Source organism: Limnobacter sp. G6BE5S (assembly GCF_058448965.1).
In genome coordinates this window covers 274,620-298,702 of the sequence record NZ_JBZFLM010000002.1, presented here as the reverse complement: position 1 = coordinate 298,702, position 24,083 = coordinate 274,620, and the positions used below count along the sequence as shown (strand labels likewise).

Annotated in this window: 23 protein-coding genes; 15 read left to right on the top strand and 8 right to left on the bottom strand. The window is 51.4% G+C overall.

The features are described from left to right. The first annotated feature begins 89 nt into the window (after nt 1–89). The 9 genes from ACVL1J_RS04545 (at nt 90) to ACVL1J_RS04505 (ending at nt 10,057) form a co-directional block, all read left to right on the top strand. Entirely contained in the window at nt 90–1,220 is a 1,131-nt protein-coding gene (locus ACVL1J_RS04545) for a glutathione S-transferase family protein (protein WP_341237175.1), read from the top strand. Further along, nucleotides 1,217–1,966, top strand: coding sequence for an SDR family NAD(P)-dependent oxidoreductase (locus ACVL1J_RS04540; RefSeq protein ID WP_159569958.1), 750 nt, complete (start codon nt 1,217–1,219; stop codon nt 1,964–1,966). The genes ACVL1J_RS04545 and ACVL1J_RS04540 overlap by 4 nt, the downstream gene beginning before the upstream one ends. Before the next feature lie 7 nt (nt 1,967–1,973). Beyond that, nucleotides 1,974–2,777, top strand: coding sequence for a peptidyl-prolyl cis-trans isomerase (locus tag ACVL1J_RS04535; RefSeq protein ID WP_341237176.1), 804 nt, complete (start codon nt 1,974–1,976; stop codon nt 2,775–2,777). Beyond that, nucleotides 2,774–3,778, top strand: coding sequence for a HupE/UreJ family protein (locus tag ACVL1J_RS04530; protein ID WP_341237177.1), 1,005 nt, complete (start codon nt 2,774–2,776; stop codon nt 3,776–3,778). The genes ACVL1J_RS04535 and ACVL1J_RS04530 overlap by 4 nt, the downstream gene beginning before the upstream one ends. Then, the gene (locus ACVL1J_RS04525) at nt 3,771–6,083 is read left to right on the top strand and encodes a DUF3604 domain-containing protein (RefSeq protein WP_341237178.1); all 2,313 of its coding nucleotides are present in this window, start codon (nt 3,771–3,773) and stop codon (nt 6,081–6,083) included. Before ACVL1J_RS04530 ends, ACVL1J_RS04525 begins: the two co-directional genes overlap by 8 nt. Nucleotides 6,084–6,095: 12 nt before the next feature. Further along, on the top strand, nt 6,096–7,163 hold the full coding sequence (locus tag ACVL1J_RS04520; protein ID WP_341237179.1) for an MBL fold metallo-hydrolase: 1,068 nt from the start codon (nt 6,096–6,098) through the stop codon (nt 7,161–7,163). Nucleotides 7,164–7,228: 65 nt separating this feature from the next. After that, the gene (locus ACVL1J_RS04515) at nt 7,229–8,977 is read left to right on the top strand and encodes an N-acyl-D-amino-acid deacylase family protein (protein WP_341237180.1); all 1,749 of its coding nucleotides are present in this window, start codon (nt 7,229–7,231) and stop codon (nt 8,975–8,977) included. A 26-nt stretch (nt 8,978–9,003) separates the two neighbouring features. Further along, a complete protein-coding gene (locus tag ACVL1J_RS04510; protein ID WP_159569946.1) occupies nt 9,004–9,372 on the top strand; it encodes a VOC family protein in 369 nt (122 codons plus the stop codon). A 16-nt stretch (nt 9,373–9,388) separates the two neighbouring features. Further along, complete coding sequence (locus tag ACVL1J_RS04505) at nt 9,389–10,057, top strand: hypothetical protein (protein ID WP_341237181.1); 669 nt, start codon at nt 9,389–9,391, stop codon at nt 10,055–10,057. Between the two features lie 28 nt (nt 10,058–10,085). Here the strand turns inward: ACVL1J_RS04505 and ACVL1J_RS04500 are convergent, their stop codons facing one another. Continuing rightward, the gene (locus ACVL1J_RS04500) at nt 10,086–11,132 is read right to left on the bottom strand and encodes an asparaginase (RefSeq protein WP_159569942.1); all 1,047 of its coding nucleotides are present in this window, start codon (nt 11,130–11,132) and stop codon (nt 10,086–10,088) included. A 222-nt stretch (nt 11,133–11,354) separates the two neighbouring features. Between ACVL1J_RS04500 and ACVL1J_RS04495 the strand changes: the two genes are divergently transcribed. The 3 genes from ACVL1J_RS04495 to msrA are packed head-to-tail and all read left to right on the top strand — an operon-like array spanning nt 11,355 to nt 13,313. Next, on the top strand, nt 11,355–12,164 hold the full coding sequence (locus ACVL1J_RS04495; protein ID WP_341237182.1) for a DUF1223 domain-containing protein: 810 nt from the start codon (nt 11,355–11,357) through the stop codon (nt 12,162–12,164). Between the two features lie 38 nt (nt 12,165–12,202). Beyond that, the gene (gene msrB / locus ACVL1J_RS04490) at nt 12,203–12,706 is read left to right on the top strand and encodes a peptide-methionine (R)-S-oxide reductase MsrB (protein WP_159569938.1); all 504 of its coding nucleotides are present in this window, start codon (nt 12,203–12,205) and stop codon (nt 12,704–12,706) included. 4 nt (nt 12,707–12,710) lie between these two features. After that, nucleotides 12,711–13,313, top strand: a complete 603-nt coding sequence (msrA, locus tag ACVL1J_RS04485; protein WP_341237183.1) for a peptide-methionine (S)-S-oxide reductase MsrA — start codon at nt 12,711–12,713, stop codon at nt 13,311–13,313. A gap of 22 nt (nt 13,314–13,335) precedes the next feature. Here msrA and ACVL1J_RS04480 read toward each other — a convergent pair whose 3' ends face one another. Beyond that, nucleotides 13,336–14,976, bottom strand: a complete 1,641-nt coding sequence (locus tag ACVL1J_RS04480; protein ID WP_341237184.1) for a 3-(methylthio)propionyl-CoA ligase — start codon at nt 14,974–14,976, stop codon at nt 13,336–13,338. A gap of 321 nt (nt 14,977–15,297) precedes the next feature. On the opposite strand from ACVL1J_RS04480, the gene ACVL1J_RS04475 reads away from it, so the two are divergent. Together ACVL1J_RS04475 and ACVL1J_RS04470 are read left to right on the top strand one after the other, a co-directional pair. Further along, nucleotides 15,298–17,463: a TonB-dependent siderophore receptor gene (locus tag ACVL1J_RS04475; protein ID WP_341237185.1), complete on the top strand. Its 2,166-nt coding sequence runs from the start codon at nt 15,298–15,300 to the stop codon at nt 17,461–17,463. Nucleotides 17,464–17,466: 3 nt separating this feature from the next. Further along, nucleotides 17,467–18,729, top strand: a complete 1,263-nt coding sequence (locus ACVL1J_RS04470; RefSeq protein WP_491665150.1) for a PepSY-associated TM helix domain-containing protein — start codon at nt 17,467–17,469, stop codon at nt 18,727–18,729. On the opposite strand, the gene ACVL1J_RS04465 is transcribed toward ACVL1J_RS04470, so the two are convergent. From ACVL1J_RS04465 to ACVL1J_RS04440, 6 genes are all read right to left on the bottom strand, one after another. Then, nucleotides 18,716–19,081 carry a DoxX family protein gene (locus ACVL1J_RS04465; RefSeq protein WP_491665149.1) on the bottom strand — a complete coding sequence of 122 codons (366 nt, stop codon included), beginning with the start codon at nt 19,079–19,081 and terminating at the stop codon, nt 18,716–18,718. The genes ACVL1J_RS04470 and ACVL1J_RS04465 overlap by 14 nt on opposite strands. After that, nucleotides 19,081–19,704: a hypothetical protein gene (locus tag ACVL1J_RS04460; RefSeq protein WP_341238225.1), complete on the bottom strand. Its 624-nt coding sequence runs from the start codon at nt 19,702–19,704 to the stop codon at nt 19,081–19,083. Before ACVL1J_RS04460 ends, ACVL1J_RS04465 begins: the two co-directional genes overlap by 1 nt. A 19-nt stretch (nt 19,705–19,723) precedes the next feature. Beyond that, complete coding sequence (locus ACVL1J_RS04455) at nt 19,724–20,257, bottom strand: spore coat protein U domain-containing protein (RefSeq protein WP_341238226.1); 534 nt, start codon at nt 20,255–20,257, stop codon at nt 19,724–19,726. Continuing rightward, nucleotides 20,239–22,551 carry a fimbria/pilus outer membrane usher protein gene (locus ACVL1J_RS04450; RefSeq protein ID WP_341238227.1) on the bottom strand — a complete coding sequence of 771 codons (2,313 nt, stop codon included), beginning with the start codon at nt 22,549–22,551 and terminating at the stop codon, nt 20,239–20,241. The genes ACVL1J_RS04455 and ACVL1J_RS04450 overlap by 19 nt, the downstream gene beginning before the upstream one ends. Before the next feature lie 17 nt (nt 22,552–22,568). Beyond that, nucleotides 22,569–23,297, bottom strand: coding sequence for a fimbrial biogenesis chaperone (locus ACVL1J_RS04445; RefSeq protein WP_341238228.1), 729 nt, complete (start codon nt 23,295–23,297; stop codon nt 22,569–22,571). Between the two features lie 90 nt (nt 23,298–23,387). After that, nucleotides 23,388–23,639 (bottom strand): hypothetical protein, encoded by a 252-nt coding sequence (locus ACVL1J_RS04440; RefSeq protein WP_341238229.1) that lies wholly within the window; start codon nt 23,637–23,639, stop codon nt 23,388–23,390. Between the two features lie 28 nt (nt 23,640–23,667). Between ACVL1J_RS04440 and ACVL1J_RS04435 the strand changes: the two genes are divergently transcribed. After that, nucleotides 23,668–23,862: a hypothetical protein gene (locus ACVL1J_RS04435; protein ID WP_341238230.1), complete on the top strand. Its 195-nt coding sequence runs from the start codon at nt 23,668–23,670 to the stop codon at nt 23,860–23,862. Nucleotides 23,863–24,083 lie beyond the last annotated feature (221 nt).

The window sequence follows — 24,083 nt, the reverse complement described above, 5'->3', positions numbered from 1 at the left end:
GCTCAGTGTGCCACAGCTTTAAAGAAATTGACACACTGTAAATATTAATGTTCTAATCAAGTATCAAAACCCCTACCAAATGGGTCGACATGAGACAAAACTACACGCTCTATGGCTGGCACCTGTCCTATTTCACAGGCAAGGCTTTGTGTTATCTGCGTTACAAGCAGGTGGACCACACGTTGAAAGCAGTCAACCTGTTTACATTGACGCGCACCATCAAACAAAAAACCGGCGCGGCAGTCATGCCCGTACTAAAAACGGCATCCGGTGACTGGATTCAGGACACCAGCGAGATCATTGATTACATTGAGTCGCTGCATCACGACAACCCAGTGATTCCAAACACGCCCGTGCAGGAATTTGCCTCCATGCTGCTGGAGGCCTGGGGGGATGAGTGGTGGGTACCGATCGCCATGCACACACGCTGGAACAACCCCGAGAACTATGCCGTGTTTGAGCACGACGCCGGGAAAGCACTGCTGCCCTGGATGCCCCGCTTTCTTCAGAACAAAGCCGCCCAACGACCTGCGAAAATGCTGAAAGGCATGCTGCCTTTTGTTGGCATTGTGCCCGAGCAATACGACACCATGAATGAATGGACTGTCCAAATGCTCGACACACTGGACATGCATTTCAAGCAATTTCCCTTTTTACTCGGCGCACGCCCCACCCTGGGCGACTTCGGTTTGGTGGGCACCATGTACGGCCATTTGGGCCGTGACCCTTGGCCCAAACGCGAACTGATTGAACCTCGGAAAAATTTGCACGCCTGGCTGGAGCGGATGAAAGATCCGGCCTTGCATGCCCAGTTTGATCTACTGCCCAATGATGAAATTCCAGCAACGCTGAATCCGGTATTTAGGTCAATTTTTGATGAATTCATTCCAATGGTGGCCAGCGTAGGCGACCTGGCCACTGAACACGCGGCAAAACACGGGTTGAATCAGCGTTTGCCCAGACGAATCGGTGAAGTGTGCTCAACCATGGGCGGCAAACCTTTCAAGCGTGGTGCACTGCCCTACATGATCTGGATGTTGCAACGTGCCCTGAATTGTTACCAGCAAATGGCAGACAGCGACAAGCATGCCGTTCGCGACTGGCTCAGGCAACACCAGGCCGAACACATACTCAATTTGGATTTGCCCCGCGTGGAACGCAGGGCACTGACCGTGGCAGTCACTTCGCTGTCGAAACAACGCATGGAGAAAGTAGCTTGAGCAAAACAGTCGTCATCACCGGAGCGTCGTCGGGCATTGGAAAAGCCCTTGCTTTGGAATTCGCCCAGCGCGGCTACAACCTTGGCTTGGCTGCACGCAGGCTCGACAAACTTGAAGCGCTGCGCGCAGAAATTGTGTTGCTGCCTGGTTGCCAGAATCTGCAGGTTGAAGTAATTGAACTGGATGTGAATCAAACCGACACGGTGGGTCCAGTGCTGCATACCTTGTTCAGCCACCTTAACCAGGTTGACGTGGTGATCGTGAATGCGGGAGTGAACAAGTTAACGAGTATCGGCAAAGGTCAACTCAATGAAGAATTGGGATTGATACAAACCAATTTGCTGGGTGCCATTGCCACCGTCAATGCTGCAGTGGAGTGGTTTAAACAGGCCGGAGGCGGTCAGCTGGTCGGAATTTCCTCACTGGCTTCGCTCACGCCCATTCCAAAACAGGCGGCTTATTGCGCCACCAAGGCGGCGTTCTCGATGTATCTGGATTCTGCCGCCATTGAGCTGAAAAAATACAAAATTGACGTGACAAAAATTTTGCCTGGTTTTGTAAAAACAGACATTGTTGACAACATGGACAAATTTCCTTTCGTGGTGTCCGCAGAGCAAGCAGCAAAGGAAATGGCGCAACACATTGAGAAGCGTCGCAGCACCGGTGTTGTTCCAGCTTACCCCTGGAAATTGCTCAAGCCATTGCTGGCCAACATGCCCTCGGGTGTGTGGCGCTACATGAAGTAAACCAGACATGAGCACCTCCTTCTCCGTGTTTGGATTTCTGTTTGTGGCTGCGCTGATCGGCTTACTGGAATGGCAAAGCGACGAACCTACCGCCAGTAACGAACTGGTGATTACCGGCGCACAGCGGGCATTTGTTCGAGAGCAAACCTTGCAGGCAGGTGCCCAAACAAAGGGTACATCGACCTTTGACCATGCCATGCAAACCTACATCGATGAGGAAATACTTTATCGAGAGGGTTTGAAACTTGGACTGGACAAAGACGATTTAATCGTGAAGCGGCGTGTGGTGCAAAAAATGCGCTTTTTGCTCGAGGACATGACCCCAGTGGCTCCACCCACGCAAGAGCAGCTTGAGGTTTGGCTTCAGCAAAATCCACAACGCTATCAAACCGAACAAACCGTGCGGTTTGAGCATCACTTTTTTAGCCGGGGCAAACGCGGAGACGAAGCCGTATATCAGGCTGCAATCGCTCGCCAGGAATTGGGTCAAGGCAAAGCAGTGCAATCAGACCCCTTTCCTTTGCAAGCCGATCGAAGCCCGGTGAGCAAAGACCAGATCATCAAAGACATGGGCTCACCTGTCGGCAAAATTTTGCTGGAGCTGCCACTTGAGCAATGGTCAGCGCCGGTTCAATCCAGCCTTGGGGTGCATTTGTTCAAGGTGCTAGAGCGGCATGAGGGCCACACCATGACTGTTGAGCAGGCAGGCAATCAGTTGCGATCCGACCTGATGGCAGCACAACGCGAAACAGTGAACGCTGCTGGCCTGGCTGCCTTGCGTTCAACGTACACCATCAAGGAATCGGAGTGAGGCCGTTCGCACTTCTCGCTGGATTGTTCGCCTTGTGGCTGGGCTTTGGTGTACCGGCGCAGGCCCACGAAATGGGGACATCTGCACTGGTACTGCACGAGGAATCACAAGGATATGGTCAACTGGTATTCAAACGCACCGTGAGTGCTGATGGCAAAGTACCCCCGATCGATTTCAAGTTTGAACCACGCTGTGAGCTGCGCAATATCAACACAGAATGGGAAGACAATGCCGAGGTTATTCAGCGTGGACAGTTTCACTGCAACAGCGCTTTAAAAAATCACCGGCTACAGGCCAATGGATTCACCCGCTTGGCACCCGATTTAATTGTATTGGCCACGCCACTGAACGGTAATCGCGTTCAATCGGTGCTGACACCCAAACAAACTGAAGCGTCACTGGGTTCACAAACCCCCACCGCTGCACCACTGGAATATCTCGGCATTGGCATTGAACACATCGTATTTGGTTGGGATCATGTGTTATTTGTCGCTGGCTTGTACCTGCTCTGGAAAAAACGCAGACAGCGACTGCGCCAATTGATTGGACAATTCACTTTGTTCACAGTGGGGCACAGCCTGACCTTGGCCCTGCTGGTGCTCGGCTTGATTGCAGTACCCACGCGCGCCATTGAAGCGTGGATTGCATTGAGCGTGCTTTGGCTTGCATGGGAGTTGATTCGCAAAGAGGTGCCAGGCAAATCCAGCTGGGCTCATCTCGTGTTGATTGGGGCCTTTGGTTTACTGCATGGCTCGGGTTTTGCGCTGTCCATGGAGCAGCGAGGCTTTCCAGAAGATGCTTTGTTGAGCACGCTTTTGCTGTTCAATTTGGGGATCGAAATTGGCCAGTTGTGGATTGTCACTTTGCTTGCCACCACTTTTGCATTTCTTGAGAAAACCCACCTGCCCACCTGGTCCCGCCTTGCACAACACACACTCACCCTGTGCATGGGTGGCGCCGCGCTGTATTGGACCGTCGAGAGGATTTACAGTTATGTTTAATCAACAGGGCCGTGCGCGGCTGTATCCCGTCTTGTCAGCATGGCTGATCCTCACCTTGTCTGCATGCATGGGCGACAACAGCAACACCGTTGCACAATCTGGTACTCCTACAACGGTTACTCCAGCCGAGCGGCCCGACGATGTGGAATGCCTGGGCAGCAGCATTCGCAAACAGGCTTTTTTTGGTGATCTGCATATTCACACCAAGCTCTCGTTTGACGCCTACTTTTTTAATTCAATCAACGGCCCGCGCGAGGCCTATCAATTCGCCAAAGGCGAGAATGCATTTCTGCCATCGGGTGAGGATCCGGATACACCCATGCGTCAAATCAACATTGGTCGACCACTCGATTTTGCGGCGGTCACCGAGCACGCCGAACAACTGGGAACCTTCTCCAATATTTGTGAGCTTCAAGGCAATGTACCCGCCGGAACCAACCCGGCCTGTAGCGCATTGGGGCAGTTGATTCGGGACAATGTGTCGGTATTCATCACAGGCAACGTGCCGCTTTACCTTCAACTGATTACAAGTGCGGGTAGCCGGGTACCCAGCACACGAACGTGGGAGGAAATTCAGGCTGTGGCCAATGCCGAAAACCAGCCTTGCAAATTCACCACGTTCAACGGCTATGAGTTCTCATCCAACAAAGGCGGTCAAGTACTTCACCGCAATGTGATTTTCGAAGGCACTCAAGTGCCCGCCAACGTCATCAGCTCGATTCCCCCTCTTCCAACCACCGACAACACGAATGACGAATGGGGTTTGTTCGATCGACTTAAAACTGAATGCCTGGATGTTGAAGGCTGCAATGTGGTCACCATTCCACACAGTACAAATCAAAGCGATGGCCGCTTTGCGCGTGCCCGCCAGTCCGACACCGGTTTGCCGCTTGCGCGAAACAACGCAACACTGACTGCAGCCGACGCCACTTTGCGCAACACCTTTGACCGCCTGTTCGAGATTGTTCAACACAAAGGTGCCAGCGAATGTATCACTGGCTTTAACAAAGGCCTGACCGGCGGTGAGGAATCAGGCTGTGGATTCGAAGAATGGAAAACGCTATGCAAAGGTGGTGTTGACGACCCCGCAGAATGTGCCAAGGTATGCAAAGGCAAACCCAACGACCCGCTGTTTTGCCAAGTGAACCGCCTGCAAGGCACTGGAAAAAGCATTCACGCCGCTGACCAATGCACAGGTAGCGATATTGGTGGATCAACCCCTGCCGACTGCACAGCCCCACTGGATTACGCGCGCAATGTGTTGCCTGAAGGCAGCGCCATTCAACGCAAACTGGGCGTGAACCCCTACCAATACGGCTTCATTGGTTCAAGTGACACGCACAACGGCATTGCCGGCAACACCGACAAAACAAAATTCTCAAAAAACTCTGGGCACGGTGGTGTGCTGGATGATGAACCCCACGAAGCATTGGGTAACTGGGAATGCAAACAACGACCACTTCCAACAGATTCAATCACCGGATTCAAATTGCCATTCAGCACCGAGTCCGCCGCAGATCCCGACAACTGCGAAGAACGTGTATTCAATCCAGTCGCCTCCAACTTCACACCAGGTGGTTTGGCTGGCGTGTGGGCGAGAGAAAACACCCGCAAGGAAATTTTTGCCGCATTGAAGCGGCGCGAAACGTTCGCGACCTCGGGTTCGCGCATGCGCATCCGTACACTGGCATCGAGCAAACCCTTCCCCAACAATATTTGCGAACAGTTGGCCGCAGGTGCAAGCCCGATTGAAGAAGGTTTGGTGGACGGTGTACCCATGGGCAGCACACTGAATGTGAAAGGTGGTGGACCCTACATTGTGGCCTACGCCATTCAGGACCCAGGCGGCGAAGAGGCAGGCATCCCTTTGCAGCGCCTTGAACTCATTAAAACCTGGGCAGATTCCAAGGGGGAGCCCAAGCAACAGGTTCTTAAACTTGCAGAAAATACCAATGCACCGCAGCCCAACGCCGACTGCAGTATTCAACAACAAGGTCCAGAGCAAATGTGCGCAGTGTTTCATGACACCCAATACAACAAGAATACAGGTGCCAGTTACTACGCCCGAGCACTTGAAAACAACTCTTGCCGCTGGACCACCAAAATATGTACTGCCAAGGGAGTTCAGTGTGAAGCACTGCAACCTGGCAACGGATTGTTTCCGACCCAAAGTGGATTTGCAGGGTTTGAAGGATGTTGCCGAATCGAAGGTGAGCCGGGCAATTTCCGCGGAGACTTCCGCTTCATTACGCAACAGGAACGCGCCTGGAGCTCGCCCATCTGGGTTGAAAGCAGCAAGCAATAACAAGGAAGAATCATGGTCAAAAAACTGTTGATTGGCGTTGTTGCCTTAATCGCCGCAGGTGCAGCTGTGGCGTACATTCAGCGCAGTGAAATTACGTTGGCCATCGTAGAAAAAGTGGCCAACAAACGCATGCAAGACCCCTTGATCGCGCTAAGCGATGGCTTGCACGTTGGGCTTTGCGGCACAGGCTCCCCCTTTCCCGACCCTGACCGCGCAGCGCCTTGCACCCTGGTAATTGCTGGCAAGGACATGTTCCTGTTTGATGCAGGCAGCGCAGCGGCCAAGCAAATTTCCACCATGGGTTTTTCAACAGGCCAACTCAAGGGTGTATTTGTTACCCATTTTCACTCAGACCACATCGACGGCCTGGGCGAAGTTCTCATGACACGTTGGGCGCAGCACACCGAAGGCCAACGATTGACCGTGCATGGGCCCACTGGCATTTCCGCGGTGCTAGACGGCTTCAAAACTGCTTACACGGCAGACACCGGCTACCGCACAGCCCACCATGGTGAGGCCACCATGCCACCAGAACTGGCGGGTGCAAACGTGCATGAATTCACGGTACAAAAAGGAAGCTACACCACAGTATTGCAACAGCCCGACTTGCTCATCGAGGCCTTTGCAGTGAATCACCAACCCATCAACCCAGCAGTGGGTTACAGAATCAATTACAAAGGCCGAACCGTGGTGCTGAGTGGCGACACTGCCAGCGACGAGCAAGTGAAAGACGCTGCCCGCAATGCCGACCTGTTGGTGCACGAGGCCCTGAGCCCGGAACTGGTGGCTAAATTGCAGGAAACCGCCATCAAGAACAATCGCAGCAAACTGGCCAAAATTTTCTCGGACATTCCCAACTACCACGCCACCCCGCTGGATGTGGCCGTGCTGGCGCAGCAGGCGCAGGTGGGCCATGTGGTATTGAGCCACATTGTGCCGCCTTTGCCTCTGCCCCCGTTGCGGGAAATATTTCTGGGCAAGGCCCCCGATATTTTCAAAGGTCCCTTCCGCATCGGGGAAGATGGCGATTTCATTAGTCTGCCGGTGGGCAATAAAGAGGTGATCTACGATCGTCGGTGAAAGTTTTCTCCAATTCGACAAGATTTCTTGTTACATTTGAAAAAAATGAGAAATGGAGACAAATCATGACAGCTTCGACATTCGATGTCGTCATTGCAGGTGGGCGCTATTTTGATGGCACTGGCGGCCCTTCCGCCCTGCGCCACATCGGTATTAAAGACGGCCGAATTGCTGCGGTCAGCGAAGCCCCACTACAGTTTGAAGGCAACCCCAGAGTAATTGATGCGACGGACCACTGGATCACCCCCGGTTTTCTGGACACTCACACCCATTACGACGCCGAAATGATTGTGGCCCCCAGCCTGTCTGAATCTGTTCGACACGGTGTGACCACGGTGTTGGTGGGCAGTTGTTCGCTCAGCATGATCTGCAGCGAAGCCGAAGATGCATCCGATATATTCACACGCGTAGAAACAGTACCCCGAGAAAAGGTACTGCCCATTCTTCAGGAGAAAAAAACCTGGAGTACGCCGCGTCAGTGGGTCGAGTTTGTACAAAAACAACCCTTGGGACCCAACCTGATTTCATTTCTGGGCCACAGCGATTTGCGCGTGGGCACCATGGGTTTGCTGGACTCAACAGATCGAAAAATAAAACCCACTGAAGCCCAGATGCAGCAGATGGAAGCCACGCTGACCGAAGCGCTGGACGCGGGTTTTCTGGGCCTGTCCACCATGTGCCTGAAATGGGACAAAATTGACGGTGATCGCGCCTGGTCCAAAAGCCTGCCCAGCACCTATGCGCGCTGGGGCGAGCTTCGACGCCTGAACAAATTTTTGCGCAAGTACCGCCGTGTGCACCAAGGCGCGCCCAATGCAGCCAACCCGCTGCAAATTTTTGAATACCTGATTGAAACCCTGGGCTGGATACGCAAGCCGCTTAAAACCACCCTGATTGCGCTCATTGATCTGAAAGGCAACAAAACCGTGCGCCCCATGGCGCAAATTTCAAGCCGCGTGGTGAACTGGCTGGGCGGTGCATTCCGTTGGCAATTGTTGCCCACGCCATTCACCGTGTATGCCGATGGCATTGATGTGGTGTTTTTCGAGGAATTTGGTGCCGGTGAAATGGCCCTGGATTTGCGCACGCAAGTAGAGCGCAACAGCCTGTTGCAAAACGAAGACTACCGCCGTCAGTTCCGCAAGTTTTACGGGCAAAAACTCAGCCCCCGTGTTTGGCAACGCGATTTCGGTGACGCCATTATTCTGGAATGCCCCGACGCAAACCTGGTGGGCAAAAACTTTGACGAAGTAGCTCGCGCCCGCAAGGTGCATGTGGTGGATCTGTTTCTGGATTTGGTGGTGCAGTTTGGCCGCCAGCTGCGCTGGTACACCACGGTGGGCAACCACAAGCGCGAGGTAATCCGCGAACTGGTGCAGGACAAAAACACCCTGATCACCTTCAGCGATGCCGGTGCACATATTCGTAACATGGCGTTTTACAACCTGCCCTTGCGTTTCCTGAAACTGGTGAAAGAGACCATTGAAGAGGGTAAGCCCATTATGAGCATGGAACATGCCGTGTGGCGGCTAACCGGTGAACAGGCCGACTGGCTTGGTATTGAGGCGGGAAAAATTCGGGTAGGCGACCGCGCCGATTTGGTGGTGTTGAACCCGGATGCACTCAAACAGAACCTGGAACAGGTCAGTTGGGGCGACATGGAAAACTTCGGCTTGCAACGTTTGGTGAACCGCAACCCTGGCGTGGTAAAACATGTGCTGATTAATGGCAAGATAGCAATCGAGAACGAGGGTGTTGTGCCCGAGCTCGGAAAAGAAATGGGTTACGGGCAATTCTTGCCTGCAAAAACCTGAACTTTAAAAATCCACGGAGAAGTACGATGATTGGATACATTACCTTGGGCACCAATGACCTGCCCAAAAGCGGTGAATACTTTGACAAACTGTTTGCACCGCTGGGCGCCAAACGCATTCTGGAACTGCCACACGGTATTTTCTGGGGCACCAGCATGGCCAGCCCTTTCATTGGCCTTTTAAAGCCGGCCAATGGTCAGCCTGCCAACGCAGGCAATGGCACCATGGCGGCACTGACCGCTCAAAGCCGTACACAGGTCGACGAGTTTTATGCCCATGCAAAAACACTGGGTTGCACTTGCGAAGGCGAACCCGGCGAGCGCATGCCTGGTTTTTACGCTGCCTATTTCCGCACGCCCGATGGGCACAAGATGAACATTTTTAAAATGGGCTGACCCGTTGAATACCCAATTGAACAACGTTGAAGATGTACCTGCACCCTGGACATTGACTGGCAAAGGCCTGATTGTGCTCATGCGCAGCAAGGCAGAAAAATTGATGGCTGACAAACGAATTCCGCTGGATATTCGCGACAGCTTGAAAAGCTCCGTCAGTGTACTGATGTATGTGGACTACACCCACTCCAACGCAGGCCCATACAAAGAACTGCTCTATGTACCAGGCACCGCGCAATTCAGCGAAAAACTTGGCAACAAAAGGTTGCTGACCATCAGCAATATTGTGGTGAGCAGCGCCAGCAGTGTAAAGAATGGCCGGATCAATTGGGGTATTCCAAAAAACCTGTGCAATTTTGATGTTGCACAGGGGCCCGAAAATCTACAAGAAATCAGCCTTCATCAAGATGACATTCCGCAATTTGAACTGGCCTATCGGGGCAAAGGCTTCGCCTTTCCGATTCACACTGGCCTGGTTCCCGGCTTCATGAAAACCTTGGGTCAACGCTGGGAAGGCAAAGAGTTTATGTACAGTCCCAGCGCGAAAGGCAAGGCCCGATTTGCAAAGGTGCATGTGATGCAAAATCTGGGCAATGCCTTTCCGGATCTGGATCTCAATGAGGTGTTGATGGCACTGGAAATCACCCAGTTTCAGATGACATTTCCAGTGGCGCACATTGTGTGAACTTATTGGTCAAACTTATCGATCAAACTTATCGGTCAAACAAAGGCTGCAGATCTACCTTTTTGTTGATGCCCGATTGCAAAGCCAACATCAGCAAAATGCGGGCTTTCTGGGGTGACAAATCATCCGCCATGATTGCACCGGCATCAAACGTGGTTTTGCCGCCGCCTACGAACCCATAGTTGGCCATAACCCGACCTTGATGCACACGTGTTGAAATGACCACGGGTACATTTTTCGACAAGGCATATTGCACGGCTTCAAACATGGGCACATTCATATTGCCCATACCCAATGCCTGAACCACAATACCCTTCACGCCACGATCCACCGCATTGCGCAATGCCGCGCCATTGGCACCACCGTACATGGCCACAATTTCCACGTCAGGCATGGGGCCCTCCACCAACTGGAATGTTTGGCGACGCAGTGGTGTGCTCGCGTAAATTACGCGGTCTGGATAAACCTCACCAATCAAGCCAAACGCACCGCTTTGAAAGGTTTCAACGTTCTGCGTGTGGGTTTTGGTGACATAACGGGCGGCGTTGATCTGGTTGTTCATGGCCAGCATCACGCCCTTGTTTCTGGATTGTGCGTCCACAGCAATGCGCACTGCATTCAATAGGTTGCGTGGACCGTCAAAATCCGAGGATGAGGCATTGCGCTGGGCGCCAATCAACACCACCGGCTTTTCAGCACGCACCGTCAAGTCAAGCCAGAAGGCAGTTTCTTCCAGTGTGTCGGTTCCGTGAGAAACGATCACCCCGGCCACTTCCGGCCGAGCCAGTGCTGCGTTCACTTCCTTGGTCAACTGAACCCAGCGCGGCGGATCCATGTAATCGGAAGGCACATTGGACAAGCTCTTGACCTGAATGTTGGCGTACTTGCCCACATCAGGCACAGTGGCCAACAGGTCTTCACCGGAAATGGCAGGCACGGGCGCATTTTTTACGGGGTCAATTTTCATGGCAATGGTGCCGCCAGTGGCGATAAACTGCACCACGGGTTTGTCCTGTGCATGCACAGCAAAAGAACTTGTCAGCAAGGCTGACATTAGCAAGGCTTTGAATTTCATCCCAATCTCCTTTTTTTATGGAACTCACCCCGATACTTGGTGTTTCGAGGCAGGTTAACTCTATCAGGGTAAATAAATTACCCATGAGTCACTTAGTCGGAGTAGCCACAGGACTTGCCACAGTTGTTAACAATCCTAGAATTTGCTAAGCACTGCCATGTAACCTTTCCGTGAAGCCTGGCGAATACTCTCCTGACTAGAACGCAGCAGCCAGGGGGTTGTATGACAAGCGGCTTGAACTTCATGGTTGGCACAGGCACATTGATGTTTCTTGGTTTGGCCGGCACATCCGCCCTTGCCCAGCAAGGCAGCTGCATTTGGACCAGCGCTGCTGAACGGATGATCGTGGCTGAGCTTTACACCTCAGAAGGCTGCAGCAGCTGCCCACCTGCCGACCGTTGGCTCAGCAGCCAGTTGAGCAGCCCGGAGCGTTCAAAGCACATTCTGGCTTTGTCATTTCACGTGGATTACTGGAATTACATTGGCTGGCAAGACCCCTATTCCAAAAAGCAGTTCACCGAGCGGCAATACGCCCACAAACGGGCAGGCAATGTGAGCCAAATTTACACACCTCAATATGTGTTTTCGAATCGTGAAGTTCGCCGTTGGGGACAGGCGGGGCTGATTCCACAAAGATTGGCAGCCATGCAACAAGACAAAGCACCCGTGGGCCTGCAAGTTTCACTTGAACGAAAGGCGGCCAATCAGGTCGAAATCAAAGTAAAAACCGAATGGCTTGACGAACGGTACTCAGCAGGACGCGTGTTTTTGGCGTTGTATGAAGACAACTTAAGCCAGCAAGTGAAATCAGGCGAAAATCGCGGAGAATTGTTGAAGCATGACCGCGTGGTGCGACACTTGAGTGAACCGAAAAAAGTGTCGCTCGCTACGAAGGTGCAGGTATTCAGCCACACAGTGCCGGCTGACTGGAACCAAAGCAACGTGGGCATTGGTGTCATTCTCGAGAACAATGAATCCAATACCGTGCTTCAGGCGTTGAATGCACCAAAGGCCTTGGGCCAATGCAGCTAACTAAATATTGATTGAGTCATTGAAAAGGAAACACAACCATGCAACGCCGTACCCTGTTAGCAGGACTTGCCGCACTTGGCGCAGGACTGATGATCGCAAAACCTTCAAGCACAATTGCCAGCATGAACAAATTGAACAAAACTGAAGCCGAATGGCTAAAGATCATCAAGAAAGACCAATACAACGTGTTGTTCAAAGAGGCCACCGAGCGCCCTTTTTCCAGCCCCTTGAATGAAGAAAAACGCAAAGGCACTTATGTGTGTGCAGCGTGTAACCAGCCGCTGTTTCCTTCCCAATACAAATACGACAGTGGTACCGGTTGGCCCAGTTTTTTTGATGCCAACAAAGGCGCACTGAATACCAAAACAGACTACAAGTTGATCTTGCCCCGCACGGAATACCACTGCAGCAATTGCGGCGGCCACCAGGGCCATGTGTTTGACGACGGCCCTGCCCCAACCGGCAAACGCTATTGCAACAATGGCCTGGCCCTGGCTTTTGTGCCCGAAGGTCAAACATTACCCGCAGTGCGAAAGGCGTAAAACAATGAAACAACTGAAACTGAAAACCACACTGGCCCTGGCAATGGGCTTGTTTGCTGTGACCGGCGCACAGGCTGAAACAAAAACCGCTGTGTTCGGTGGTGGCTGCTTTTGGTGTACCGAGGCCGATTTCGACAAAGTACCTGGTGTTTTAAAAACGATTTCAGGCTATGCCGGTGGGCAATACAAAGACCCGGATTACAAGGTGGTCAGCGCAGGCCGTACGGACCACACCGAGGTGGTTGAAGTGACCTATGACGACACCAAAGTCAGCTACAGCCAATTGGTGGAGTATTTCTGGAAAACCATTGATCCCACCGTAAAAAATCGCCAGTTTTGCGATGGTGGCACGCAATACCGCAGCGGGTTTTACTACTCAAACGACGAACAGAAAAAAATTGCAGAGGCCAGCAAATCCAAGCTTCAAGCCAGTGGGAAGTTCAAGACCATTTACACCGAAGTAGCGCCGGTGATCAAATTTTATCCCGCCGAGGAATATCACCAAGACTACTACACCAAAAACCCGATCCGTTATGGTTATTACCGCAATGGCTGTGGTCGGGACAAACGCCTTGAAGAGTTGTGGGGAGCCAAGGCGTCTCGTTGAGCCGCCCTGGATTTCACTACACCTAGGAAAACTTCAAGCCCTTGAACTGTTCCCGAAGTTCAGACTTTTGCACTTTGCCTGTGGCGCCTATTGGCATGGCGTCCACAAACTCCACGTCATCGGGAATGTGCATTTTTGTAATTCGTCCTTCGTAGAAATTCAGTAACTCCTGTTTGCTAATGTCCGCACCAGGGCGCTTCACAATAATCAGCAAGGGCCGTTCATTCCACTTTTCATGGGGAATGGCAATGACAGCAGACTGCAACACTGCAGGGTGCGACATGGCAATATTTTCAAGATCAATTGAACTGATCCACTCCCCGCCCGACTTGATCACATCTTTTGTGCGGTCGGTAATTTGCATCAAACCGTCTGGTGCCATTCGCGCCACGTCGCCGGTCGCGAACCAGCGTTTGCCGGTTTCGTCTTGGCTGAAGGCTTTGGCACCATCACCACCATAATATTCATGCAATACCCAATGGCCACGCACATGCAATTCGCCGCTTTGCTCAAAATCCCAAGGCAATTCGGTTCCGTCTTCCGCCAACAGTTTCATGTCAACGCCAAAAATGGTGCGGCCCTGCTTGGCAACAATTTCATATTGTTCTTGTTTGGGCAAATTGCGCTCATCACCGCTCAGTTTGGACACAGTACCCAAGGGCGACATTTCCGTGCTGCCCCAACCCTGCATCAACTCCACGCCCATTTCGTCAAAGGCTTGAATCAAACTGACGGGCACAGCCGAACCACCCACCAGCGAGCGCTTCAAAGTGCTGAACGCAAGTCCATTTTGTTTCATGTGATTAATCAAACCCAGCCAAATGGTGGGCACACCGGCAGCAACCGTCACCTGCTCTTTTTCAAGCAGCTCGTAAATTGATGGGCCATCCAGCTGAGGGCCGGGCATGACCAGTTTGCAACCTGTCATCAATGCGGCATAGGGCAAGCCCCAGGCATTCACATGGAACATGGGTACAACTGGAAGGATGATGTCTTTTCTGCTCAATGCAATCGCATCGGCACAATTGGACATCATGGCGTGCAGCATGGTTGAACGGTGGGAATACAAAATGCCCTTGGGATTGCCGGTGGTACCCGAGGTGTAGCACAGGGTGCAGGCCGAGTTTTCATCAAACTCGGGCCACACATACGCATCAGTTTGGGCCTTCAGCAAAACCTCGTAATTCAACAAATCGGCCACGGGCGGCTCGGCTGGCATTTTGTCTTCATCAATCAGCAAAATCCAGTTTTTAACACTGGGGCAATGCGGTGCAATGGCTTTGATCAGCGGCGCAAAAGTCAGGTCGAAAAAAATGGTGGTGTCTTGCGCGTGGTTGATAATGTAAATCAACTGCTGAGGGGTGTATCGGGGGTTCAAAGTATGAGTAACAGCACCCATGCCCGCCACTGCATAGTAAATTTCAAGGTGACGATGACTGTTCCAGGCAATGGTACCAATGTTTTCACCCTGCTGAATATTCAAGGCGTGCAGTGCATTGGCCAGTTGCCTGGCGCGCGCGGCCATGGCCTTGAATGTAATTCGGTGCAAATCGCCTTCTACCCGGCGGCCCACCACCTCTTGCCCGCCATAAAACCGCTCGGCATGTACCAAAATTGAAGAAAGCAGCATTTCCTGCTTCATCATCAGACCTGGCTTCAACATTGTTTTTGTCTCCTCGTTTGTTGGCCCACTTTTTGTAAAGTGTAACCCAGAGAAGCATAATCTTCGTTCTACTTTACCCCACAATCAGCGCGAAACGCTTTTGTTGCCCCTGTGAAGGGATCTGCATCATTCATGCGCAATTTTCTACTTGTAAGTTGCTTTGAATTGTTAATGGCATTAATAAAATAATTAGTTATTGCGAATCATTATTATTTTTAATACACTATCAAAAATCACTAAAAACTGCGGCTGATATTCGTGTATTTTTTAGAACAGCACTTATTTTCATTAACCCATCAACTTCCAGCCAATCAGCCCCCTATGAAAAACAACACAATGACTCAGGCGCACTCGACCAAAGTGCGCCTGAAAGTTCTGACTGCTTCCATTCAAATCGCAATGCTTGGTGCTTCATTTGCCGGCACGGTTCACGCCCAACAAGACGCCCGTTTGCCTGAGGTAAGCGTCACGGCGACACTCGATGTAGAAACGGCCACTAGCCCGGTGGTTGGCTATGCAGCCAAACGCAGCGCAACTGGTACGAAAACCGACACGCCAATCATGGAGACCCCTGCTTCCGTTCAGGTGGTTCCACGCGAAGTTATCGAAGATCAGAAGGCTGTCAACCTGAAAGACGTTTACGAGAACATCAGCGGTGTTCAACAGGCTGGCAATACACTGAACGCACAAAGCGAAGTGTTGCCCATCATTCGTGGTTTCGAGTCACCCAGCCTGTTGCGCAACGGTCTTCGCAGCACGATTGCGGGAAGTGTTGATCTGGTCAACGTTGAAAGAGTCGAAGTGCTCAAGGGGCCCGCATCAATTTTGTACGGTGCGCTCGAGCCTGGCGGCGTGGTCAATTACGTCACCAAACGTCCACAGGCGCAGCGTGGCTTTGTGTTTGAGCAACAGGTGGGGGATTACAACTTCCTTCGTTCCTCTGGCGACCTGACCGGGCCTGTGAACACCGATGGCAGTCTGCTTTATCGCCTGAATTTTGCGTACACCAACAGTGATTCGTTCCGTGACTTTATTGAACTGGAACGCACGGCTATTGCGCCAAGCCTGTTGTGGAAGCTGTCGGATAAAACAGAAGTGCTGTTCGATTTTTCTTATGTGAAAGAAACACAACCTTATGACACCGGCATTCCCCTTTCACAAGACGGGAAGCCCTTGGTGGCCGACAGCGCGTTTTTCGGTGATCCCGACCTGGCGGGACGCACCAACGAAGACTACTACGCCGGTTATCAGTTGTCCCACACCATCAGCCCTGTCTGGAGCATTCGCAACCAGCTTCAGTTTCACCGCGCAGAAAACAAAAACGAAGCACTGCGTGCACGCAGCGTTTCAGGCGATGAATTAAGAATGCGCTATCAAAATGAAGACCGAACGGATGACGAAATCCAGTTCGTGCTGGACGGTACTGCAAAGTTTTCCACTGGCGCTGTTGACCACACCACGTTGATTGGCCTGGAACTGATCAAGCAAGAAACAGATTTCCTGCGGTTCCGAACCAATACGCCGAACTACGCGATTTCAGACAACCCGAATATCAATTTCGATCCCCCTGCCAATCAGACCAAAACCCCTGACTTGAGCAACACCAGCTGGACAAGCATGTACGTGCAGGATCAAATGTCGCTGCTTGAAGACGGTCGCTTGAAGCTGCTGTTGGGTGGTCGTTTTGATGACGTGAAAACGGAAGGCAGTTCCGGTGGCGTTTCTTCAGCGAACGTCGAGGACAGCGCGTTTACCGCGCGTGGTGGCGTGCTGTACATGCTGTCGAACCGGCATTCTGCATACTTCAGTGCCAGCCAGTCTTTCAGACCACAATTTGCGTTCGCAGTCGATGTCAATGGTGTTCCACTGGATCCAGAAACCGGCATGCAATTTGAAGTGGGCCTGAAAAGTTCATTCTTGAATGAACGCCTGTTCAGCACCGTTTCAATTTTCGAAATTGAAAAGGAAAACGTTGCGGTGTTTGATGAAAATCTTTTCAATGCCACGGGCCAAGAAGCCTATTTCCCTGGCGTGAAGCAACGCAGCCGCGGGATTGAATTCGATCTTACCGGCAACCTGACCCGACAGTTGAAAGCGATTGCGAGCTACGCTTACACCGACACCGAAGTGCTTGAAAATGCAGGCGACCCCTCGGATGTTGGTAATCAATTGGGCGGCGTGGCTCCCCACGTGGCGCGTGTTTGGTTGAAGTATGATTTCGAGCAGGCCAGTTCACTGGCTGGGCTTGGCGTAAGCGGCGGCGTTCGATATGTTGGAAAAAGCACCACCCAATTCGACCCCACTGTTGAGCTTGATGACTACACAGTGTTCGACCTGGGCGCTTCGTACCAGTGGAAAAACATGAAGGCCGGTTTGAACCTGAAGAACGTGTTCGATGAACGCTACATTGCACGTGCCAGCACCACTGCAATTGCGCACCCCGGTGCACCGCGTTCTGTTGTAGCGTCTCTTTCAATCAGCTTCTAATCAGTGCTTAGGCCGGCTTTCACCAAACTGCACCGATGGGCAGGATTAATGACAGCCGGCTTTTTGCTGCTTGCCGGTTTAACCGGCAGCCTGCTGGCTTTTGAGCATGATCTTGAAGTGCTCCTCAACCCACACCTGTTTGTCGCGACCCCTTCAGCCGACATACCTTCCCCTGCCCCGCTTGATCCTTTCGAACTGCGTGAACACGTTCAGGATCTGGAACCGAAAGCCGATGTGAGTGAGGTGGTATTTGGACCGCATCCAGGTCAATCAGCCATGTTTTGGCTAACGCCGCGAATCAACCCTGACACGGGGCAACCTTTCAAACTAAGCGCAGATCAATTGTTTGTTGATCCAGCCACCGGCGAAGAACTGGGTCGGCGCCAATGGGGTGAATTCATATCCAATGGCGAAATTCATTGGGAAAACCTGATTCCGTTTCTGTGGCGCCTTCATTCCTCGCTGGCCTTGCCAGAGCCTTGGGGCGCGTGGTTATTCGGCGCAATTGCACTGATCTGGACGCTGGATTGTTTCATCGGCCTGTTTCTCACCTTGCCCCGCTTTCAGCGCGCGCAGCGGCCATTCCTGAAACGCTGGAAACCGGCCTGGCTCATTAAATGGCACAGTGGTGCATACCGGATCAATCTGGATTTGCATCGTTGTATCGGCCTGTGGCTTTGGTTCATGCTGCTGGTTTTTGCATGGTCAAGCGTCATGCTGAATTTGCGACAAGAGGTCTACAACCCGGTGATGTCGCTGGCGTTCGAATTCAGTGAGAACAACAATTTTGCCCGACCAAAAACCGAATCTGCAAGCACACTTGATTGGCGTGCCGCCCATGCGGCAGCTGCATACGAACTGAATCGCTTGTCAGTTGAGCGGGGATTCACGATCAACCACGAAAACAGCCTTTTGCTGAACCGCAAACGCAATATTTATATTTACCGGGTGCACACCAGCGAGGATGTATACGACGCTGCTCCGGGTGCTGGCAAAACGAAAATTGTCATTGATGCATCAAGCGGCGCATTTCTTGGGGCCTCGTTTCCAAGCGGCGATGCCGCTGGCAATACGGTGAGCAACTGGCTGCAAGGGCTACACATGGCCAATGTATTTGGACTGCCTTATCGACTTTTCGTGTGCGTACTTGGTGTGATGGTTGCCGTACTCTCGGTGACTGGCGTCATAGTCTGGCTAAAGAAACGGCATGCGCAGGCACACCGGATTGAGCGGAAAGTGGCAGCCTACCGCGTCAAGGTGCGCTGACACGGGTGGTTCGCCAAATAAACCAGATAATCAGAGCTTGTAGCGGCAAGCGCAAGTACAAAAGCACCACAGGGATTTCTGCAAACTGATCAGGGTTCATTGCCATGTGAATGTTCGCGGGCAATACCGCAATACACAGCGCGATCAGCCCATAAGCAGCCCAGGTGCGGGTGCGTTGAACCAGAATGCCGATGCCACCCAGAATTTCAAAAACACCGCTGACCTGAACCAGCGCATCTGGATTAGTCAAATAGGGCGGCACGATGCTGGCGAAAAAATCCAGCAGCACAAAATGCAAAATGCCTGCGCCAATGAAGAATATAGAAACAATTAAAACGGGAACTGGAAACATTAGGGATTAATTAAACTGATGGTGCCCAGAATGATAGGCCATGTTCCGGTGTAGGTTCCATCTTCGGGTTGGGGTTTAAGATCGAGTTGATACACAATTCTAAATTCACGTGTCAATAATTGATCGACATTGTCCATGTTGAATGTAATTACACCTGCGCCACCCGGCGAAAGGCTAACCGATTTCCCGATTTGTGTGCTGTCTTGAAACAAACTGACCGAAACGCTGTTGACTTGATCATCCAGATAATGAATTTTGCTGCCCTTCAACATACTGAGTCGGTTGTTCACGAAATTCAGGGGAACAGAAACAATCGGTGTCGTGTTGGTTCTGATGGAAAAACAGCCCTCTGAAGTGGCCCCTTGGCAACCACCAACAATGGTTGAAGTGTAGTTGATCGCAAGACCGCGGCCATTGCCATTGTTGCGGCTGGAATTGCCGGGGGCTGTAGACGATTTTACAATGGTCACAATGGCAGGCTGAGTGACGGCGGATGCGGTTGTTGTTGCACCAATTTCAACAGAAACGCGTGGATTCGCAATCGCGGTTTCTGCATTCGCATACATGCCTTGCACCGCAAACAGCATAACGGTAGTGGTTGATACTTTGTAAATCAAATCCATTTTTTTCTCCTTCGCCACGTCAATAGCTGACCGTCAAGGTCAAGGTACCCGTGTACAAACCAGCGCTGGCATTCAAGTTGGTACCAACATCCAGAATTCGGCCATACAGCGTGAAAGTGGGTGGGGTGGTAAATGAAAGAGGTTTCTGTGAATTGCCCAAACCAAGAGGACAATTGCCTGTGAATGAGAACACAGCGGAACCAGCCACACTGGGGTACACATTGCTGTAATTCGCATCAGAATATACACCATAGGTCAATGTGCTATCCAGGTTTTGCAGCGCTCGCGCTGCATTGCTGGCTGAGCCCGACAATGCCACAAAGGTACTGCCGCTCACAGTTGTGGTGCCGAGACCGCGACAGGTACAACTCATTTGCACACTACCCACAGTGGAGCGGTTGCCGTTGGAAGGTTGATAATTCCCAAATGCCAAAGTGCCGCTACCGACTGAACAAGAGCTCACATCACCGGCATGGGCTTTGCCAGGCAGTAGTCCAAGCCCGGCTAACGCCAAGATGGCTGAAAAAAATTTGTTCAATGAACGGTCACGCATTTCAATGTTCCCAGGTCAATTGGTGAGCTGCTTTCACGCACGCCCTTGTTTAAATCAAACTCAAAATTACATTCACCGCCCTTCCATTTCGCGGTGTAGGCAGCAGCATCAGGTGCATCTGCCAGATAAACCAAACCTTCAGTACCAACCACCAGGTTGATACTTGCCCCACCTCGCTTGAATATGGGTGCACCGGAAGGCACATCATTACCCTCGGCATCCTTCAAAACAAAAGTGACTGATCGCACAAGCCGCACAGGAAAATCAAGCAGTACTCCACTTCGGTAATAAGGCACGCCCACCAGTTCAGTTGCGCCAATTTCAACTTCAAAGGGGAGATCTGCCTGTTCAATTGAAATTCGGTTGTCCTCATAAGACCTTAAATTCGGGACTACCAAAGAGCCCGAGGAATTGGTTCGCCCCACAGCCTGGTTTTCGGCAAACACCGTGACACCCTCAAAGCCCTTTACCCGAACAACGCCAAAGCTGTCATTCAGCCGCCGGGACAAATACACACCACCGTCCATGAACACTGCGCTACCCGAAGCCCCTACACTTTGGCTGCTCTGCCCTTGCTGGGAACTGGCTGAAGCAGTCACCGTGGAGTAGTTGAAGTTACGGGCTACTTCGGCACGGTATGTGTTATTCAGGCCCGCTTCCAGACCATAGCCTGTACCCAGCCCAAGCGGGAGGCTTTTCCGAAATTGCGCACTTGCAAACAATTTGTCGTTGCCCGACTTGCTGACTTGATACGAGGTAGAGCGGGTTTGATCCAACGGCAAGAAAGCGCTTAAGAAAAAAGAGCGTTGACCATCGGCCAGTAAAGATTGGGTATAGGACAAACTAACCGACAACTTTCCAAACAACTGCAAAAAGTAAGCCGTAGAAAAAGTTTCATTTGGAATACCAGCAAACTCAGACGAAGAATAGGTGAAAGACACCGCGCCAAATTCACCAAAACCATAGGAAAACCTCGAATTCAAGGCATGTGATGTGGTGCGTTGTGGGCCAAATTCAGAAATCAGGCGAAAGTTATCTGACGCTTGCTGATACTGAACGCCAATGGCCGAAGTGCGAGCCTGCCGTTCAAAACCCACAATAGTCAAACTACCAGAGCCTTGGTCTGACTGACTGCCAGCCAGATCAAAGTTAACTGCACCGAAACCCGCCAATGCCTGCACAATGCCACCACCTGCCAAACGGCTACTTTCGCTCGATTCCATATGAAAGCCTGCGGTGAAATCATCCGTAAAACCATAGCGATGTGTTGCACTGATGAGTGAGTCGCCGTAGTCGCTGCTTTCCCGCCCAAAGTTGCGCCGAAGTTGGCCTAGTTCATATGAAAAGTCATGCTGCCCGTTGCGCAACAAACCCGGGCTTTGATAAAACGACTGACTCAGAATTTGTTCCCTGCCCGAGGCATCGCGAATCACCACCCTTACGTCGCCCACACCAGTACTGGAAGGAATATTGTCAATATTGAATGGCCCCGGCGCAACCTGCCGACGCGACTGAAGCACGTTGTTCACAAATACTTCTACAGTAGAGGGTGCTGTCGCTATACCCGTGGCTGCCCTCAAAGGACTGGATGTCAAGTAGGGCTGAGTGCGGAAGTTGGTGGCGTATTGAATGCCGCCAATACGGTTACTGATACTCCAGGGGGCTGCCTTAGAAATCGAATCACCCAAGCGCAGCGACGCCACAGAATCGGGCAAATCCATTTCCCAAGTGGAGTTCAGGCGTATCGCCCCAGACTGGGTGGGAGATTGAGACACAAAAAAGTTGCTCGATCCCACACCATAAGGCGTGAACACTGCAGGCTCCAGAAATGCAGACGTAAAATTCTGGCTTTCAATCGAGGTGCTAGACAAATCGTAGTTAAAGTAGGCGCCAAAACCCGAAGTCAATGTACCTTGATTGCTGGCAGATTGGTAACTCATCGATCGTGAAATAAAACGTTCTGCAGCAGCATTGAATTGCAGAAAAAGGTTCTTCTCATCAAGCACATAAGTAGTACCGTCAGCGATCGGTACTTTGTAGTAAACGGCGCCACCGTACTCAATTGTTGGCAAACCGTTGGAGTCGATTCGCCACACCGAGAGTTCCTGTTCTTGCGCATACAGATCATTGGTGACACCAAACAAAACAACCGAGGGATCGGGCAGATCAGTGCCGTTGATTCGAACCTGTACTACAAACTCTTGAAAGGCCGACGTGTTCACCGGAACTTCTTGCCCATTTGCTGCCTTGATCTGAAACAACAGCGCACCAAGAATAAGCAAGAAGTAAGGCATTGATTACCAATGCCGAATCAGTTGTCGAAGGAAACTGTTTTATCAATCAATAGTCCTTCACCTATTGCTTGAATCTTCAGGTTTTTACCTGGTAGAGAACTTGCGCCTGCCGCAGCCAAAGGGTAAACCTTGGTTGCACCCGACAATACTTGTATTACCGGCGGGGCAGACTCCAGTGGTAAACCTGTTGCTGTATCAATAATTTTTACTTCGACTGCTTTCACATACACGTTGCCCGGGTTGTGCGCGCTCAGGGCTAGGCTTCCGTCTGGCAACTTCAGGTACTTGAACTCGAGCGGCTTTTTCTCCACCTTGGAGGGCACGATGTGCACGGGTATATTCATTTGCAAAGCAACGCGAACGCCACCCTCTTCCAGTGGCTTTTCAGAGGGAATTTCCTTCACGAACAAGCGATAGGTTTGTTCCACAGGAAAGTCTTGGCGATTGCGAAGCGCGATTCGAACAATTTGAGAGGCCGCGGGAGCGATGTTGAATACTCTGGGGCTAATCAAAATGTCTTTGCTTGCTTCGTAAATTTCCTGGCCGTCTTTCTGTGACCACAAAAAGGTATCCAACTGCATGGACAGTGGTTCATCAGCGGATTCATTGGTAATGGTCAGCGCGTAAGTGGGTTGGCGCGAGGGCATGGAAATATTCACCGAAGACACAGTGAAATTACCCGCATGAGCACCAAGACTGGCGATTGACAGCAGAATAAATGCAGAGATTTTTGTCCAGATATTCATAGGCCTGTGGCAGAAAGTAATTAATAAAAAACAAAACCCCGGCGCTCGGCCGGGGCTGTGCTAAGCATTAATACAATGTGCCTGAATGAATTAATAAGTCAATGTCACTGTGGTGGTGGCAGAGTAACTACCAGCGCGTGCATTTTCATAGGCGGCTTCCTGAATGGTCGCAGTCACTGTGTGTGATTGAGCGGTACCTGCGCCAAAACCAGCGCCTGTGCCAGCGGGTGCGGCAACTGCCAAAGTTGAAGGAATATCAAAACCGCCGCCAGCCAAACCCAAGGTTACAGATGCTGGAACGCCCAAGGTGTAGGTTGTTGCGTTGGTGCAATTGACGCTCACACCGCCTGTGCTCGACTTGGGGCCCGTGGTGTTACCCGCAGTAATTGGTGCGATTACGATGTTGTTCGCGCTAACTTTACAAAAAGCAAGAACAGAGGTTGAAACAGAGAAGTTTGCGCTTGTTGTTGACTGGGCAAAAGCAACCGAAGAAGTAACCAGAGCGATTGCAGTAACCAAAGAATTTTTAACGATTTTCATTATCTACCTTGTTTGTCTAAGTTGAATGGAAACTGTTGGAGCACCTACGTTGTTCTGTAGTTTTATGTAGGGGATTCTCAACACACGCTGTTCCGTGAACCGCTACAAACTCGCAAACGGATACTGTCATCTGACAAGAATTATGGTCAATCTAAATTTTTGATTTTTCAGTGGTTTTATACATTGTTAACAAATGGCCACTGATCATTTAAAACAAATTAAACCTAATTAGGTAAATGTCCAATC

Coding starts and splice junctions, on each gene's coding strand:
- ACVL1J_RS04545 (WP_341237175.1), top strand. CDS start 90: ATGAGACAAAACTACACGCTCTATGGCTGGCACCTGTCCTATTTCACA.
- ACVL1J_RS04535 (WP_341237176.1), top strand. CDS start 1,974: ATGAGCACCTCCTTCTCCGTGTTTGGATTTCTGTTTGTGGCTGCGCTG.
- ACVL1J_RS04525 (WP_341237178.1), top strand. CDS start 3,771: ATGTTTAATCAACAGGGCCGTGCGCGGCTGTATCCCGTCTTGTCAGCA.
- ACVL1J_RS04520 (WP_341237179.1), top strand. CDS start 6,096: ATGGTCAAAAAACTGTTGATTGGCGTTGTTGCCTTAATCGCCGCAGGT.
- ACVL1J_RS04515 (WP_341237180.1), top strand. CDS start 7,229: ATGACAGCTTCGACATTCGATGTCGTCATTGCAGGTGGGCGCTATTTT.
- ACVL1J_RS04510 (WP_159569946.1), top strand. CDS start 9,004: ATGATTGGATACATTACCTTGGGCACCAATGACCTGCCCAAAAGCGGT.
- ACVL1J_RS04500 (WP_159569942.1), bottom strand. CDS start 11,132: ATGAAATTCAAAGCCTTGCTAATGTCAGCCTTGCTGACAAGTTCTTTT.
- ACVL1J_RS04495 (WP_341237182.1), top strand. CDS start 11,355: ATGACAAGCGGCTTGAACTTCATGGTTGGCACAGGCACATTGATGTTT.
- msrB (WP_159569938.1), top strand. CDS start 12,203: ATGCAACGCCGTACCCTGTTAGCAGGACTTGCCGCACTTGGCGCAGGA.
- msrA (WP_341237183.1), top strand. CDS start 12,711: ATGAAACAACTGAAACTGAAAACCACACTGGCCCTGGCAATGGGCTTG.
- ACVL1J_RS04480 (WP_341237184.1), bottom strand. CDS start 14,976: ATGTTGAAGCCAGGTCTGATGATGAAGCAGGAAATGCTGCTTTCTTCA.
- ACVL1J_RS04475 (WP_341237185.1), top strand. CDS start 15,298: ATGAAAAACAACACAATGACTCAGGCGCACTCGACCAAAGTGCGCCTG.
- ACVL1J_RS04465 (WP_491665149.1), bottom strand. CDS start 19,081: ATGTTTCCAGTTCCCGTTTTAATTGTTTCTATATTCTTCATTGGCGCA.
- ACVL1J_RS04460 (WP_341238225.1), bottom strand. CDS start 19,704: ATGGATTTGATTTACAAAGTATCAACCACTACCGTTATGCTGTTTGCG.
- ACVL1J_RS04455 (WP_341238226.1), bottom strand. CDS start 20,257: ATGCGTGACCGTTCATTGAACAAATTTTTTTCAGCCATCTTGGCGTTA.
- ACVL1J_RS04450 (WP_341238227.1), bottom strand. CDS start 22,551: ATGCCTTACTTCTTGCTTATTCTTGGTGCGCTGTTGTTTCAGATCAAG.
- ACVL1J_RS04445 (WP_341238228.1), bottom strand. CDS start 23,297: ATGAATATCTGGACAAAAATCTCTGCATTTATTCTGCTGTCAATCGCC.